Origin of the sequence: Flavobacterium sp. GSB-24 (assembly GCF_027924665.1) — a bacterium.
Classification (GTDB): Bacteria; Bacteroidota; Bacteroidia; order Flavobacteriales; family Flavobacteriaceae; genus Flavobacterium.
Genome location: NZ_AP027043.1, coordinates 263,773 through 280,087 on the forward strand (window position 1 = coordinate 263,773; position 16,315 = coordinate 280,087).

Sequence of the window (16,315 nt, forward strand, 5' to 3'; positions counted from 1 at the left end):
ACTTGTAACCCGACTGTCATCCTGAGCGAAGTCGAAGGCTAATTTACTACTAAACGTCCTTTTTATAAAAATTTTTATGACTTGTTTTATTTAAACATTGTGAAAATTTTTTCAAATCTTCCCACTTATCATTTATGATTGCTTCTTTCTTTTTTCTGCTCCAGCCTTTTACTTGTTTCTCAAATGCAATGGCTTGATTTACATCATTAAACTCTGTACAAAAAACCAACTCCAAAGGTCTTTTATTGAAAGTGTAACATTCTTTATTCAATCCGTAATTATGTTCATCAAATCTTCGTTCAATACTATTTGTAAATCCCGTATAATAACTATTATCAGAACATTTTAATATGTAGACGTAATATCTTTTCATTTTATTTAAGTTATATCAATTAACCAAACTTCAAAAGTAGGAAAATATTTCTTTTTTTTTAATGTTAGCCGCCAATTGTGAGGCTGAGCGGAGTCGAAGCCCACTCCTATTAGTGCACCTTGTACTCAAGCAACAATATTTAGGAAGAAGTTAAAAGTTGCCAATAAAAACTGGGTTTCGACTCCGCTCAGCCTGACAAACTGTTCAAACTTTTCTTTTGTAATGCTATTCGAATGTCACCTTGAGCGAAGTCGAAGGGCGTTTCTATTGGGATGAAGCTTCGACTTCGCTCAGCCTGACAAACTGTTCGAACTTTTCTTTTGTAATGCTATTCGAATGTCACCTTGAGCGAAGTCGAAGGGCTTTTCTATTGGGATGAGGCTTCGACTTCGCTCAGCCTGACAAGTGGGTATAAAAAAACCTGCTCCAAAAAGAGCAGGTTTTAAATATAATGTAAGATGAATTAAATTACCACTTAATAATAGCACTTGCCCAAGTAAATCCACTTCCGAAAGCCGCTAAAACTACAGTATCTCCAGATTTGATTTTACCTTCTTCCCAAGCTTCTGTCAAAGCAATAGGAATAGACGCCGCCGTTGTATTTCCGTATTTTTGAATGTTATTATGAACTTGATCATCTGTCAATTTGAATTTGTTTTGAATGAATTGTGAAATTCTCAAATTCGCCTGATGTGGAATCAACATATCAATATCTGAAACCTGAAGACCATTTGCTTCTAATCCTTCATTGATTACTTCTGCGAAACGAACTACAGCATTTTTAAACACAAATTGTCCATTCATGTACGGATAATAACTTTCGTCGTTTGGATCATTATCAGCCAAAATATCCGTTACCCAGCGTGCGCCCATTCCGGGAGCCTGCAAAGCCAATTCTTCGGCATGCTGTCCTTCAGAATGCAAATGAGTAGAAAGAATTCCTTTTGTTAAATCTTCTTCACGGCTTAAAACTGCTGCTCCTGCCCCATCTCCAAAAATCACCGAAACACCACGTCCGCGAGTTGTCATATCTAATCCTGTTGAATGAACCTCTGAACCAATAACTAAAATGTTTTTATACATTCCAGTTTTAATATATTGATCTGCAACAGAAATTGCATAAACAAAACCAGAACATTGATTTCTAACATCTAAAGCACCAACAGTTCTTAAACCTAAATCTCTTTGCACCAAAACTCCTGGTCCTGGAAAATAATAATCTGGACTTAGTGTAGCAAAAACTACAAAATCAATATCTTCTTTGGCAACGCCAGAACGCTCGATTGCAATTTTAGCTGCTTTAACTCCCATCGAAGTTGTGGTGTCTTCTCCACGAATAATGTGCCTTCTTTCCTGAATTCCTGTTCTTTCCTGAATCCATTCATCATTGGTATCCATTATCTTAGACAAATCATCGTTAGTCACCACATTTGAAGGAACATAGTATCCTAAGCCTGCTATTTTTGAATGATACATATTGTATTGTTATTTGTTTGAAAATTTAGAATGCAAATTTACGTATACTTTAAAATATAAGAGTACAAATTACTCTTTTTTTCGTTATTAGCAATTTTATATACTTTAATTATAAGACTGCTTAAATACAATTACTTCTCAAAAAGATAAGCTTTAGACTGAATTTTTGAATAAAATGAAAAATACTATCCAAAATGTAACAGGATATAAATATCTTAGACAAACATTTTGAATACTATTTTTAAACCCATAAAATTCAAATTATGAAATTAAAGGTTACTTTGTTCTTACTTTTCAGCTTTGGTTTTTCCTCTTTTGCCCAAGAGAATTTAACCTACCAAAAGCCTTCTAAATCTATTTTAGATCTAGCCGATTATCAAAGAGCTCCAACAGTATCTATGGATACCAAAAAAGAAAACATGCTCTTGATGTATCGAAACACTTATAAAACACTTGATGATTTAAATCAGGAAGAGGTTCGTTTAGCCGGTTTAAGAATTAATCCTATTACTAATATTTCGAGTACTGTAACTTATCTCAATAATCTTAAGCTGCGAAAAGTAAGCAGTAAAGACGAAATTCAGGTTGCAGGTCTGCCAGAAAATCCGAAAATCACAAATATACTTTGGTCGCCAAATGATAAAAAGATTTTATTCTCTCACACCACAAATTCTGGTGTAGAGCTTTGGGTTTTAGATGTTGCTTCGGCGCAAGCTAAAAAACTTACAGGAGCAACTGTAAATGCAAATCTTGGAAATCCTTTCAGCTGGTTTTCAGACAATGAAACGATTTTGGTAAAAATGCTTCCTAAAAACCGACCAGCTCTTTTAGATTCTAAAAAAGATTTACCAACAGGACCAATAGTTTCTAATACTTCTGGAGAAAAATCTCAAAACAGAACGTATCCTGACATGTTGAAAAACAAAAACGATGAGATTAATTTTGAAAACAGCATTACATCTGAATTGTATAAAGTGAAATTAAACGGAGAGGCTGTTTTGTTTAAAGAAGCTGCCATGTTTGCGGGAGAGAGAATTTCGCCAGATGGTAACTACATTATGTTAACAACCATTCAGAAACCCTTTTCGTATGTTGTGCCTTTAAACAGATTTCCTTCCACAACTACTGTTTATGATATAAATGGAAAAGAGATTAAAGTCGTAAACGAAGTTCCTTTAAACGAAATTATGCCAAAAGGTTTTATGGCAGTTAGAAAAGGTAAGAGAGAAATGGCTTGGAGAAATGACAAACCATCGACTTTAATGTATGTAACTGCATTAGACCAAGGAGATCCTGCCAATAAAGTTGACTTTAGAGATGAAGTTTTTCTTTGGGATGCGCCTTTCGAAAAACAACCTTCTTCATTAGTAAAAACACCACAGCGTTTTAACGACATTATTTGGGGGAATGATAATCTTGCTGTTGTTTCTGATGAATGGTATGATACTAGAAACACGAAAACTTATTTAATAAATCCATCAAATCCAAGTCAGCAGCCAAAAGTAATTACAGATCGAAATTCACAAGATGTATATTCAGATCCCGGTGTTTTTGAAACCAGAAAAAACGAATATAATAAATATGTTCTGGCGCTTGAAAAAGATAACCTTTACAGAATTGGCGATGGTTATACTAAAGAAGGACAATTCCCTTTTATTGATGAATTTAATGCGAAGACTTTACAAACAAAGCGCATCTACACGTCGACTTACAAAGATAAAAAAGAGGAGATTTTAGAAATTGAAGATTATAAAACTGGAAAAGTTTTAGTTCAAATTCAATCAAAAACTGAATATCCAAATTACTATTTTAGAAACATCAAAAAACAGAATAGTTTAACGCCAATTACTGCTTTCAAAAACCCGTTTGAAAGCATTAAAAATGTTAGTAAAGAAGTAATAAAATACAAACGTAAAGACGGGTTGGAACTTTCTGGAACTTTATATCTTCCTGCTGGTTATGATAAAACCAAAAAAGAAAAACTTCCATTATTAATTTGGGCTTATCCAGCTGAATACAAAGATAGAAACAGTGCTTCGCAGTCTACTCAAAATTCAAATGAATTTACATTCCCGTATTATGGATCGTTTGTTTATTGGGTAACTAAAGGATATGTTGTTTTAGATGATGCGGCTTTTCCTATCATTGGAGAAGGAAATACAGAACCAAATGATAATTTTATTTCGCAATTAGTAGATAATGCCGCGGCCGCAATTGATGCAGTTGATGCTTTAGGTTATATAAATCGTAAAAAAGTTGCTTTGGGCGGACATTCGTATGGTGCATTTATGACAGCAAATTTATTGACACATTCTAATTTATTTGCCTGCGGAATTGCAAGAAGCGGTGCTTACAACAGAACTCTGACTCCGTTTGGTTTTCAAAGTGAACAGCGTAATTATTGGGAAGTACCTGAAGTTTACAATACAATGTCTCCTTTTATGAATGCAGAAAAAATGAAAACTCCAATTTTATTGGTTCATGGTGAAGCCGACAATAATCCAGGAACATTTACATTGCAGACGGAACGTTATTTTCAAGCTTTAAAAGGCTTGGGAGCGCCAGCAAGAATGGTTATTCTGCCAAAAGAATCACATAGTTATGTTGCAAAAGAAAATATTTTGCACCTGCTTTGGGAACAAGATCAGTTTTTAGAGAAATATTTAAAGAATTAATGCCTTCTTAATTCCAAAAAATAAGCCCGACAGGTTTTAAAAAAACTGTCGGGTTTAATCTAAATTATTTTCTATTAAAAACATTCCGTGAGAATGTCTGATTGGTAGAACCCGATTATGAATCGAAAAATATTACGTTCCGCAGGAACGTTTGATTAATTAGACAAACACATTTATTCCGACAAAAACAGTTGTCCCTACAGGACACAATATATAATAACCTTTTTTTTACGGAATATTAAATATTCTTATTGATCTGGGAAACAATGAAAATAAAATTCTATCGGGTTATTTTATAAATAATTTAAAGCTAAATACACTTCCTGTTCAAGGGGTAAATCTATTTCACTTTCAAAGAAAATTAATTGTCTCTTATAAACAGTTTCAATTAAATAATGACTTCCTCTAAAATAAGTTCTTCTGATTTTTACCATCAACTTAGATTCTGAAACCATTTTAAATTGGTGCGGGTAGACAAGAGTTTTATGTGTCTCGTCTTCATATGATAACAACAAATGAGTAGGAATCTCGTTCACTTCTCCAAAAAGAGAAGCTACATATTTTATTTTTGGGTCTTCGTAAATTTTTGCTGGATCATCTTTTACAATTACTTCTCCGTTTCGCATTACAATTGCCTGATCTGCAAATGACAAAGCATCTGTACTATCGTGTGTTGCAATGATACACGTAATTCCTTTTTGTTTCAAATATCGAAACAAATTACGGCGAAGTGCATTTTTCCTAAAAGCATCAATCTGACTGAACGGTTCGTCTAATAAAATTACTTCTGGCTCTAAAGCCAAAACTCTAACTAAAGCTACTCTCTGCTGTTGTCCTCCACTCAGAAATTTTGTTTTTACATTAGAAAATTGTTCCATTTCTACCATCTCCAATAATTCCTGAACACGAAGTTTTTTCATATTGGCAAATCCATTAGAAAGAAATTTTCCAACATTTTCGGCCACTGTTTCATATGGAGACAAATCGAAATCCTGCGCCAAATATTTCATATAAGGCATTCCAGGAATCAAATTAAATTTTGGCCCTAAAACAGGTTTATCACCATAAAAAATCTTTCCCTCATCTAAATCGTATAAACCATAAATCAGTTTAAGAAGCGTACTTTTTCCGCAGCCGCTTTCGCCGATAATAGAAATATTCTGCCCTTTCTCAATAGTAAATGAAATGTCTTTTATAACGGGTTTATCTGTATACGAAAAAGATATATTTTGAATGTCAAGCATGAGTTGTAATATGAGATGTCAAATTTACAATGTTTAATTTCTAAAGTCAAAAAAAAGCTGCTTCAATTATGAAACAGCTTTTTTTATATTTTATTTTGTTTTGAAATTATTTTCCAGCTTCCGCTTTAGCGTCATTTACCATTTTGTCATTTGCTGTGATAGAGAATTCAACACGACGGTTTTGAGCTCTACCTTCTGGAGTATCATTTGTTGCAATTGGATCTGCAATTCCTAAACCTGAAGTTTTGAAACGGCTAGATTTTAATCCTTTAGCAACTAAATAAGCCTGCACAGAAGCCGCTCTTTGTCCTGAAAGTGTTAAGTTATATTCTGGTTTACCTGTATTATCAGTATATCCAAAAATCTGAATATCTGTATCTCCATATTCATTGAATACTGGAACTAATTTATCTAAGTTAGCTTTTGCCTGAGATGTTAGAGTTGATTTATTTGTATCAAAACGAACAGAATTTTCATTCAAAGTTAAGTGAATTCCTTCTCCAACTCTTTCTACAGAAGCTCCTGGTAAAGCTTGATCGATTTCACGAGCTTGTTTATCCATTTTGTTTCCAATAAGTGCACCAGTTCCACCACCAACAGCAGCTCCAATTGCAGCACCTAAAGCAGCGTTTCCGCCTTTTCCTAAATTGTTACCTAAAACAGCACCGATTACACCTCCGGCAACAGCACCAATTCCAGCACCTTTTTGTGTATTATTTGCATTTTTTACTGAATCGCAACTAGTAAAAAAACTAGTTAGAACAAGTAAACTACATAAACTTAAAACAGTTATCTTTCTCATATTTTTATATCTTTAAATATTAATTGGCTCTTTGAAATTGGTAAGTCACATCTTTAACCTGACCTCCAACATTGATGTTATCGATTAATTGAAATGAAGTTTCGGTAACACCTCCTACTTTAAGTAAATAACCATCTCTTACTTTTTTAGCTTTTTCGCCAGCATCAAGAATTTTAAGTACAAACATACCTTGATTGTTGATACTCCATACAATTGGAGAAGAAAACCCAGTACAACTTGGCGATGTTAAAGCCATTGTTCCTTTATTATTATTAGAAATAAAACTCCAAGTACTACCAATAAAACATTTTGAATCTGCAAGATCAAATGAATTTACTTTAATATAATCTGAACCTGGATAAGACACATTGGTAAGAACCCAATTCCCTTTTAAAGCTACTTGCGTTTTCTTGTCAAGTTTAGTTGAAAGCGTTGTTGATTCAGACGAAGCTGTTGTTGACGAAGCTGATTTACACGCAAAAAACATCGTGGCAATCAAGCAAATGAATATTACTTTCTTCATTTTATACATTTTGTTTAAGTTAATACTTACAAGTTTAACAATTATTATACCACAAATATACGATTCGTAGAGATATTTAATGTTCTAAAATCTAATTATTTTCTTTCAAAATTAACATTTCCGACATTTTGTCACCCAAAAAACAATTGGTATTCTATTTGAATAAGTGAAAATCATCACATTAAAATAAAAATTAAAAAATATGGCAACAGGTAAAATTAATGTTTCAGTAGAAAACATTTTTCCATTAATTAAAAAGTTCTTATACAGCGACCATGAAATCTTCTTACGTGAGCTTGTTTCTAACGGTACCGATGCTACGTTAAAATTAAAACATCTTATCAGCATTGGCGAAGCTAAAGTAGAATACGGCAATCCGATCATTGAAGTTAAAGTGGACAAAGAAGGTAAAAAAATCCACATTATCGATCAAGGTCTGGGTATGACAGCTGATGAAGTTGAAAAATACATCAATCAAGTTGCTTTTTCAGGAGCTGAAGAGTTCTTAGACAAATACAAAGATTCTGCTAAAGATTCTGGAATTATCGGACATTTTGGTCTTGGTTTCTACTCTGCATTTATGGTGGCTGAAAAAGTTGAGATTTTTACAAAATCATACAAAGACGAACCAGCTGCACATTGGACATGTGACGGAAGCCCTGAATTTACTTTGGAACCAGCTGACAAAACTTCACGCGGAACTGAAATCATTCTTCACATCGCAGAAGATTCTCTTGAATTTTTAGACGATTCAAAAATCAGTGGTTTATTGAATAAGTATAACAAGTTTATGCCTATTCCAATTAAATTCGGAACTAGAACAGAAACGCTTCCAAAACCAGAAGATGCTCCAGAAGATTATGTTAATGAAACTATCGAAGTTGATAATATCATTAATAACCCTAATCCAGCTTGGACAAAACAGCCTTCTGAATTATCTGATGAAGATTACAAAAACTTCTACAGAGAATTATACCCAATGCAGTTCGAAGAACCATTGTTCAACATTCACTTAAATGTAGATTATCCGTTTAACTTAACTGGTATTTTGTATTTCCCGAAATTAGGAAATGATATGCAAATCCAGAAAGATAAAATTCAATTGTACCAAAACCAAGTTTACGTTACCGATAACGTAGAAGGAATTGTACCTGAATTCTTGACAATGTTAAAAGGTGTAATCGATTCTCCAGATATCCCATTAAACGTTTCTCGTTCTGGCTTACAAGCAGATGGAGCTGTTAAGAAAATTTCAAACTACATTACTCGTAAAGTAGCTGATAAATTGAAAGCTTTATTTAATGAAAACCGTGCTGATTTTGAAGCTAAATGGAACGATATTAAAATCGTTTTAGAATACGGAATGCTTTCTGAAGATAAATTCTACGAAAAAGCGGGTGCATTTGTTTTATACCCAACTGTAGATGATACTTACTTTACTTTAGATGAATTAAAAGAAAAACTGAAAGAAAACCAAACTGATAAAGATGGTAAACTAGTAATTCTTTATGCAGGAAATAAAGATGCTCAGCACTCTTACATTCAAGCAGCAAAAGATAAAGGTTACGAAGTATTGCTTTTAGATTCTCCAATTATTTCGCATTTAATTCAAAAAATTGAAGGCGATAACAGCGGATTAACTTTTGTTCGTGTTGACTCTGACCATATTGATAATTTAATCAAGAAAGACGAAAACACAATTTCAAAATTATCTGATGAAGAAAAAGAAACTTTAAAAACTTCATTAGAAGCTTATATTCCAAAAGCTTACAGCGTACAATTGGAAGCTATGGACAGCCAGGCGGCTCCATTTATCATCACGCAGCCAGAATTTATGCGTAGAATGAAAGAAATGAGCCAGACAGGCGGAGGCGGAATGTTCGGAATGGGTAATATGCCAGAAATGTATAATTTGGTTGTAAACACTAATTCTGATTTGGCTTCAAGCATTTTAAATACTGAAGATAAAACACATCAAGAGCACTTGGTAAAACAAGCTTTAGATTTGGCTAAATTATCGCAAAACCTATTAAAAGGAGAAGCTCTTACAGCTTTCGTAAAAAGAAGTTTTGAGATGATTAAATAATCATTCGAAAAGAATATTTTTGAAAATCCTGCAAATTAATTTTTGCGGGATTTTTTTTGCTCCAAAATCACTTTTAAAAAAGGGTGATTCTCCCCTTTTCGAACAGAGTCCGTTTATATAAATTTGAAAATCAATGGATTAATTATAATTTATAAATTCTAGAAATCATGGATAAAAGAAAATTTACGGAGAATGGAGCAATTCTAGCAATTATTAAAGATTTAAAAGAACAAATTAAAGGCAAAAACTTCTCGGATATTACAGACAATAATAATTACCAATATGTTGATCTTGTACAGGAAGGCGGCGGCGTACTTGGAATTGCTTTAATTGGTTATGTATATGTTCTGGAAAAAATGGGAATACGCTTCCTTAGTTTAGCAGGAACTTCTGCAGGAAGCATTAACACTATGCTGATGGCGGCCGCAGGAACTTCTGACTTAGAAAAATCGGAATGGATTTTAGAATGTTTGTGCAATAAAAATTTATATGATTTTGTAGATGGAGATCATGATGCTCGCGAGTTTATCGACGCTTTATTGAGCGATGCAGGAAACTTAAAACTTATCTTAAAAGGTTATCAAGTGGTTGACAATTTTAAAGATGATTTAGGATTGAATCCAGGAAACAATTTTCACCAATGGATGACCAATTTACTGTCGCAAAAAGGCATAAAAAATTATGGTGATTTAAAAACTCTAAGAGAAAAAGGAGTTTCAGACGAAAACAAGTTATTTCGATTAGGTCATAATGGAACCAAAGAAGAATACAAACGTGTAGATCATTGGAGTGAAATGGCAATAATAGCTGCTGATATTACCACAGAAAGCAAAATAATCTTCCCAAAAATGATCGATTTATTTTATTCGAATCCAGAAGTTCAAAATCCCGCAGACTTTGTTCGGGCATCAATGTCGATTCCGTTATTTTTTACTCCTTTTAAAATTAAAAATATTCCAACCGGAGTTGATGCTTGGAACAAATGGAACGAAGCGACCTGCCTTCGCACTTCTGTTCCTTCTGAAGTGATGTTTATGGATGGAGGAATTATATCCAATTTTCCCATTGATATTTTCCACGAAAATTTAAACGTCCCCGCTTCGCCTACTTTTGGCATTAAACTGGGTTATGACAAAAATGAAATTAATAAAAATGAAAAATTCCCAAATCTTATAAGTTCAATGTTTGACACAGCACGATACGGTTACGATGCTGAGTTTTTAAGAAAAAATCCAGATTTCAAAAACCTCATTGGCTACATTGACACTGGAACCCATAACTGGTTAAATTTTAACCTGACAGATGATGCCAAAATTGATCTTTTCATTCGCGGGGCGCAGCATGCCGCTGATTTTTTAAACCGCTTTAATTGGGAGGAATATAAGAAAATCAGAAAAGCAAAAAGTGATTATTATAAATCAGTTTGAAACAATTCGTTCACTCTTAATTTGTTAATTATAATTTTTCTTTTACAAAATCGTTATAATATCCTGTAATTCTCTTTACAGGATTTTTTATTGCAATTCATTTTTTATTACATTTGACTGCCTTTTATCTAACACAAAAACAAAAAAACTATTATGAAAAAAACAGCTATCCTACTAACAACAATTTGTGCATCAGCACTTTTATATGTTTCTTGCTCAAGCAATGATACAGATAATACACCGCCCTCGACAGATTTATCCAATGTCGGAGCATCAATTGCAGTTGACACTTCTAACGAAATGGACCTTAATACAGGACTTTTAGTTACTTCATCATCTACTACAGGAAAAACAACTGAAACTCCTGCAGGCATTTGCGCCGCAATTTCTGTAACTACACCAAACGGAGGAGAATATCCTAAAGTTTTTACAGTAGATTTCGGAACTACTGGATGTAAAGACGAGAATAACTTAACAAGAAAAGGAAAACTTAAAATAACACTTTCTGGATCTGTAATTACAACTGGAAGCAAAATGACAATTGAAAGAATAGATTATTCTATCAATAACATCAAATTAGAAGGAACAATCGAATACACCAATACAACAACTGTTGCTACTATACCACAATGGACTAGAAAAGTAACTAATGGTAAACTTACAGATCTAAAAGGAGGAGTTTATACAAATTCAGGAACTTATACTACTAGACAAATTGCTGGTGTTGACACTCCTTTTGTTTTATCTGACAATGTTTATGAAATAACAGACGGAAGTCACACAGTAACTGCTTCAAACGGAACAACACTAACCTTGACGGTAAAAGAAACATTAGTTAAAAAATACTCTTGTCTTTTTATTTCTAAAGGACAATTAAAAATTCAAGGCGGTATCTTAAACGGCGTAATAGATTATGGAAATAATGACTGTGATGCCCTTTACACTTATACACACGAAAACGGCACTTCATATAGTTTATCGATGTAAAACCTTTTCACACTATACTGTAAATCCCAATTTAGAAATAGATTGGGATTTATTTTTTTTCTAAAAAATAAAACAGCACTCTCTTTACATTTAAACTATTTTCTTTATTTTGCACCCAAATCTAATAAACCACCAATGAAAAAAACATTAATTGCTTTTGTTACTCTTGCCCTACTTGCAGCTTGCAGCAAAAAAGAATCTACTGGTAACGTACATATTACCGGAAACATAAAAGGATTAAAAAACGGAACTTTATATATCCAAAGAATCGTTGACACTTCTCTTGTTGCTATTGACAGTATTAAAATAGACGGGAATTCTGCTTTTGAAAGCAATATCACATTAGATTCACCAGAAATGTTATACCTGTTTTTAGATCGTGGTGTAACTAATTCTTTAGATAACAATATTTTATTTTTTGCTGAGCCTGGAAATATCAATATTGAAACTAACTTAGACAACTATATCTCTGGTGCTAAAATCACAGGATCTAAAAATCAAGAGTTATACGAGCAGTATTCTAAAATAAACAGCCGTTTTATAGATGAGAATCTTTCTTTGGTAGAACCACGTTTTAAAGCAATTAAAAGACAAGATTTAAAAGCAGTGGATAGTATAACTAAATTACAAGAAAACAATATTAAAAGAAAATACTTGTATGCTACAAACTTTGCTTTAAACAATAAAGATCATGAAGTTTCTCCATATATTGCTTTAGCAGAGATTTATGATATTAATTTAAGATTTTTAGATACAATTCAAAAATCAATGACACCAAAAGTAGCAAAATCACTTTACGGAAAGAAGTTAACAAAGTATGTTGGAGATTTAAAAAAACAACAGCAAGCTGAAACACCAAAATAATTTCTGATTACAATATTCATAGAAAAGCCCTGAAAATATTCAGGGCTTTTTTTATGACTTCAAAATAAGCTTTATTTAGCACTATCTCCCCATTATGCCTCCAAGGATAGCAAAAACAAAGAAAAGCGCATATATCGCCAAAAGGATGATCATTAAAATACCGAAAAACTTATAATGCGATTTTAGATAACCAAATGATTCTGTCAATGCTACTGAATCATTATCTCTAAAAGCCTTTTTAGCATTTGAGCTAAATTTAAAAAGATAATATACCGGAAAGAAATAAAGAGCTGCCATTACAAAATAAACAGCGCCTATTGCTGCTCCAAAAGAACTGCCGTAAGCTCCCATTCCTGGCATCGAACTTCCCATAGTAGAAAATATAGTTCCAGCAAAAATGGCAAATAAAAGTAAAAATCCAATTCCGATAAAACCGATAATTGATAAGAAATAAGCCCATTTGGCTGTTTCCTTTAAAAAGTCTTTTGCAGTAGAGTCTAACTGCAATTCAAATTTTTCAAATGCTGAAATTTCTTCCATTAGGTAAATGTTTTTAGGTTATCTAACAAACATAGGAAAAATATTCTTAAATAGAAATTCCAAAAATAGAAATTCCAAATTCCAACCTGAAACCTGAAACTTGGAATTTGGAATTTCCGTAAATAAAAAAACCATTCACAAAGTGAATGGTTTTTTGAGCCGATAGAGGGACTCGAACCCACGACCTGCTGATTACAAATCAGCTGCTCTAGCCAGCTGAGCTACATCGGCCTATTTTCCGGGTGCAAAGATAAAATTGTTTTTTAATATTCCAAAAAAAATTTCACACCTCTCTCTATAATTAAAAAAACCATCACATTTCTGTGATGGTTTCCGTTGAGCCGATAGAGGGACTCGAACCCACGACCTGCTGATTACAAATCAGCTGCTCTAGCCAGCTGAGCTACATCGGCCTCATTACGGGTGCAAATATAAAGCGGTTTTTCGTTTTCCCAAAATAAATTTGCACTTTTTTACACTTTTTTTTGCTTATAAAGCGTTGATTTTTTCAATCAATTGATTAGCAGTTTGTTCTAATTCAACATTGATTTGTTTGAAGTGTGCTTTTTTATTTTCAACGTTCTTTGCGTTCACTTTTGTAATCAAAGTATCGAATGCAGCAATAGCCTCATCGATCAAAGCATTCGTTTCTGGAGTTGGATTTCCTGTTGTTGACATCTCAAACAAGTAAACTGCCTCAATAATATCTCCTAATACGAAGTTGATGTCTTTCTTTAAATTCTTAACGTTTGCCATTTTTAATATAATTTTAATTTGCGTCTGCAAAAGTACACATAATCCTGAAATTACGTGCTATGAAATGTAAATTTCTAAAATTGAAGCTTTTCCGCTTAAATTAAATGCATTTATCGCAGCTGGAACCAACACAGTATCTCCTTTAATGTAAGTATGTTTAAATCCGTCATATTCGATTTCGAAGCTTCCTTCAATACACATATATACTGTAAATGTTTCTCCATTTTTAGACACATTTACTTTATCTTCTAACGGAATAAAATTGGTTGTAAAGTACGGGCAGTCAACAACTGTATTAGATGTATTTGCTTTAGAATCGTATTTCTTTTGAGTATCTACTTTATTATAGTTGATTGCATCTAGTGCTAAATCTACGTGAAGTTCTCTTTTATTTCCGTTGGCATCTAACCTGTCAAAGTCGTATAAACGATAAGTGATATCAGAAGTCTGCTGAATTTCGGCAACAACCAAACCTGCTCCAATTGCGTGAACAGTTCCTGTTTCTAAAAAGAAAACATCACCAGATTTTGCTTTCACATCGTCTAAGATCGAAACCAAAGTATTGTCATGCAAATGTTTTAAGTATTCTTCTTTACTTGAATTTTCTTTAAAACCAACAATAATTCTTGCATCTGCATCTGCCTGCATTACGTACCACATTTCTGTTTTTCCAAATGAATTGTGACGTTCCTTCGCTAATTTATCGTTTGGATGCACTTGAATAGAAAGATCTTCTCTTGCATCAAGATATTTAAAAAGCAACGGAAATTGTTTTCCAAAACGCTCGTAAACTTTAGTTCCTAAAATTGCATCTGGAGTTTCGTCAATAAGGTCCATCAAAGATTTTCCTTTTAGATTTCCGTTTGCAACCACACTTACATCTCCTTCTACAGTAGATAATTCCCAGCTTTCGCCAGTAATTGTAGAAACGATTGGTTTATTCAGAATTGTTTTTAGTTTTTCTCCTCCCCAGATTCTTTCTTTCAAAATCGGTTCAAATTGTAAAGGGTATAAATTTTGGCTCATTTTTTTTTAAGGTTTTAGGCTAATATCTAAGTTTAATTAATTCTATTTTTCTAATTTATGATACTAATTCTTTAACGGTTTCTAAGGCTCTCGGTATATGTTTCGCAGCATTAACGCTGTCAAATATCGAAATTACCAAACCATTTCTATCAATAATATATGTGACACGTCCCGGCAGCAGTCCGAACAAATTGTTTCGAACACCAAAAAGCTTTCTTAATCTTTTATCTTGATCTGACAGTAAAATAAAAGGCAATTGATGCTTAGCAGCAAATTTGTGATGTGATTTTACACTATCACTGCTAATCCCGATTACCTCAGCACCCAAATCTTTGAAGTCTTCATATTGATCCCGAAAACTACAGGCTTCTGTTGTACAGCCAGGCGTATTATCTTTTGGATAAAAATAAATCACCAGTGGTTTTCTTCCTAAAACACTCTGGCTTTCGAAAATTTCTCCATGATTGTCTTTCGCAGTAAAATTCGGAACTATATCTCCTATTTTTAATGACATTTTTTATTCTCCTTTATAAGTTACAAAATTGCGGTCGGTTTCATTCAGCACGATTTCTAAATCAAATTCTGGCTGAATTCTTTTTCTAATTTTATTCCATATCACAACTGCTATATTTTCTGCAGTTGGATTTAAATCTAAAAATTCTGGGACGTCCAGATTTAGATTTTTGTGATCAAACGGAATTTCTACTTCTTCGCGTATAATATCCGCTAATACTTTCACATCTAAAACAAAACCAGTTTCCGGGTCAATTTTTCCTGTAACACTTACTGTTAAACCATAATTGTGACCATGAAAATTAGCATTGTTGCATTTTCCAAAAACAGCATCGTTTTTTTCAAATGACCAATCTTTTCGATGTAGTCGATGTGCAGCATTAAAATGTGCTTTTCTTGATATGGTTACTCTCATTCTAGGTTTTTGGTTAGTTTGGATTAAAGTTTATGAGCTTCTAAAAAATGATAAAATTCATCAAAAATTATTTTAAACCAAACGGTATATATTTCGGGCTGTTTCTGAATATCGGTTTTTACATCTTCAATTTTCATCCATTTCCAATCTTCTACTTCTTCTGTATTGATATTCGGATCTTCATTGTAATATCCAATCATTACGTGATCCAGCTCATGTTCTGTCAATCCATTGTCAAAAGGCGCTTTGTAAATAAAATGAAACAGCTCTTTCAAATCTGTTTTAAATCCCATTTCTTCAAACAGCCTTCTGCTTCCTGCTTCAATATTAGTTTCGCCTTCACGCTGATGGCTGCAGCAAGTGTTAGTCCACAGCAAAGGAGAATGATATTTTTGATTCGCACGCTGCTGCAACATTATTTCATTTTGCTCATTTAAAACAAAAACTGAAAATGCACGGTGCAAAAGCGCCTTTTCGTGTGCTTCTAATTTTGGCATTAAACCAATCTGCTCATCATTTTGATTGACTAGTATTACGTTTTCTTCTGTCATAGTGCTTCTTAATCAAACAAAAATACGAAAAAAGAAATGGCTTAAAAATCCTAATTA

16 protein-coding genes and 2 tRNA genes are annotated in these 16,315 nt (G+C 33.1%); 5 read left to right on the top strand and 13 right to left on the bottom strand.

All coding sequences use genetic code 11. The features are described from left to right. Nucleotides 1-49: 49 nt before the first annotated feature. Together QMG60_RS01260 and QMG60_RS01265 are read right to left on the bottom strand one after the other, a co-directional pair. Nucleotides 50-373, bottom strand: coding sequence for a GIY-YIG nuclease family protein (locus QMG60_RS01260; protein WP_281866641.1), 324 nt, complete (start codon nucleotides 371-373; stop codon nucleotides 50-52). A 468-nt stretch (nucleotides 374-841) separates the two neighbouring features. Beyond that, nucleotides 842-1,849: a beta-ketoacyl-ACP synthase III gene (locus tag QMG60_RS01265; protein ID WP_057114829.1), complete on the bottom strand. Its 1,008-nt coding sequence runs from the start codon at nucleotides 1,847-1,849 to the stop codon at nucleotides 842-844. Nucleotides 1,850-2,112: 263 nt separating this feature from the next. Between QMG60_RS01265 and QMG60_RS01270 the strand changes: the two genes are divergently transcribed. Next, nucleotides 2,113-4,524 (top strand): prolyl oligopeptidase family serine peptidase, encoded by a 2,412-nt coding sequence (locus QMG60_RS01270; RefSeq protein WP_281866642.1) that lies wholly within the window; start codon nucleotides 2,113-2,115, stop codon nucleotides 4,522-4,524. A 293-nt stretch (nucleotides 4,525-4,817) separates the two neighbouring features. Here the strand turns inward: QMG60_RS01270 and QMG60_RS01275 are convergent, their stop codons facing one another. The 3 genes from QMG60_RS01275 to QMG60_RS01285 all read right to left on the bottom strand — a co-directional run bounded on the left by QMG60_RS01275 (nucleotide 4,818) and on the right by QMG60_RS01285 (nucleotide 7,093). Continuing rightward, the gene (locus tag QMG60_RS01275) at nucleotides 4,818-5,768 is read right to left on the bottom strand and encodes an ABC transporter ATP-binding protein (RefSeq protein ID WP_281866643.1); all 951 of its coding nucleotides are present in this window, start codon (nucleotides 5,766-5,768) and stop codon (nucleotides 4,818-4,820) included. 106 nt (nucleotides 5,769-5,874) lie between these two features. Then, the gene (locus tag QMG60_RS01280) at nucleotides 5,875-6,570 is read right to left on the bottom strand and encodes an OmpA family protein (protein WP_057114832.1); all 696 of its coding nucleotides are present in this window, start codon (nucleotides 6,568-6,570) and stop codon (nucleotides 5,875-5,877) included. A gap of 19 nt (nucleotides 6,571-6,589) precedes the next feature. Next, nucleotides 6,590-7,093: a lipocalin family protein gene (locus QMG60_RS01285; protein ID WP_057114980.1), complete on the bottom strand. Its 504-nt coding sequence runs from the start codon at nucleotides 7,091-7,093 to the stop codon at nucleotides 6,590-6,592. 202 nt (nucleotides 7,094-7,295) lie between these two features. Between QMG60_RS01285 and htpG the strand changes: the two genes are divergently transcribed. The 4 genes from htpG (at nucleotide 7,296) to QMG60_RS01305 (ending at nucleotide 12,457) form a co-directional block, all read left to right on the top strand. Beyond that, on the top strand, nucleotides 7,296-9,179 hold the full coding sequence (gene htpG / locus QMG60_RS01290; protein ID WP_057114833.1) for a molecular chaperone HtpG: 1,884 nt from the start codon (nucleotides 7,296-7,298) through the stop codon (nucleotides 9,177-9,179). Between the two features lie 167 nt (nucleotides 9,180-9,346). Next, nucleotides 9,347-10,606, top strand: coding sequence for a patatin-like phospholipase family protein (locus tag QMG60_RS01295; RefSeq protein ID WP_281866644.1), 1,260 nt, complete (start codon nucleotides 9,347-9,349; stop codon nucleotides 10,604-10,606). 153 nt (nucleotides 10,607-10,759) lie between these two features. Further along, nucleotides 10,760-11,593: a hypothetical protein gene (locus QMG60_RS01300; RefSeq protein ID WP_134142325.1), complete on the top strand. Its 834-nt coding sequence runs from the start codon at nucleotides 10,760-10,762 to the stop codon at nucleotides 11,591-11,593. Nucleotides 11,594-11,728: 135 nt separating this feature from the next. Next, on the top strand, nucleotides 11,729-12,457 hold the full coding sequence (locus QMG60_RS01305) for a DUF4369 domain-containing protein (RefSeq protein WP_057114981.1): 729 nt from the start codon (nucleotides 11,729-11,731) through the stop codon (nucleotides 12,455-12,457). A gap of 81 nt (nucleotides 12,458-12,538) precedes the next feature. On the opposite strand, the gene QMG60_RS01310 is transcribed toward QMG60_RS01305, so the two are convergent. The 8 genes from QMG60_RS01310 to idi form a co-directional block, all read right to left on the bottom strand. Then, entirely contained in the window at nucleotides 12,539-12,997 is a 459-nt protein-coding gene (locus QMG60_RS01310; protein WP_057114836.1) for a DUF5362 family protein, read from the bottom strand. A 157-nt stretch (nucleotides 12,998-13,154) separates the two neighbouring features. Further along, a tRNA-Thr gene (locus QMG60_RS01315) sits at nucleotides 13,155-13,228 on the bottom strand. A 108-nt stretch (nucleotides 13,229-13,336) separates the two neighbouring features. Continuing rightward, nucleotides 13,337-13,410 (bottom strand) — tRNA-Thr (locus QMG60_RS01320). A gap of 76 nt (nucleotides 13,411-13,486) precedes the next feature. Continuing rightward, complete coding sequence (locus tag QMG60_RS01325) at nucleotides 13,487-13,753, bottom strand: hypothetical protein (protein ID WP_012022371.1); 267 nt, start codon at nucleotides 13,751-13,753, stop codon at nucleotides 13,487-13,489. Nucleotides 13,754-13,810: 57 nt separating this feature from the next. Continuing rightward, on the bottom strand, nucleotides 13,811-14,779 hold the full coding sequence (locus QMG60_RS01330; RefSeq protein ID WP_281866645.1) for a type I phosphomannose isomerase catalytic subunit: 969 nt from the start codon (nucleotides 14,777-14,779) through the stop codon (nucleotides 13,811-13,813). Between the two features lie 55 nt (nucleotides 14,780-14,834). Beyond that, nucleotides 14,835-15,293 carry a peroxiredoxin gene (locus QMG60_RS01335; protein WP_281866646.1) on the bottom strand — a complete coding sequence of 153 codons (459 nt, stop codon included), beginning with the start codon at nucleotides 15,291-15,293 and terminating at the stop codon, nucleotides 14,835-14,837. A 3-nt stretch (nucleotides 15,294-15,296) separates the two neighbouring features. Continuing rightward, nucleotides 15,297-15,707 carry a 6-carboxytetrahydropterin synthase gene (locus QMG60_RS01340; protein WP_134142318.1) on the bottom strand — a complete coding sequence of 137 codons (411 nt, stop codon included), beginning with the start codon at nucleotides 15,705-15,707 and terminating at the stop codon, nucleotides 15,297-15,299. A 23-nt stretch (nucleotides 15,708-15,730) separates the two neighbouring features. Then, nucleotides 15,731-16,258: an isopentenyl-diphosphate Delta-isomerase gene (gene idi, locus QMG60_RS01345; RefSeq protein ID WP_281866647.1), complete on the bottom strand. Its 528-nt coding sequence runs from the start codon at nucleotides 16,256-16,258 to the stop codon at nucleotides 15,731-15,733. Nucleotides 16,259-16,315 lie beyond the last annotated feature (57 nt).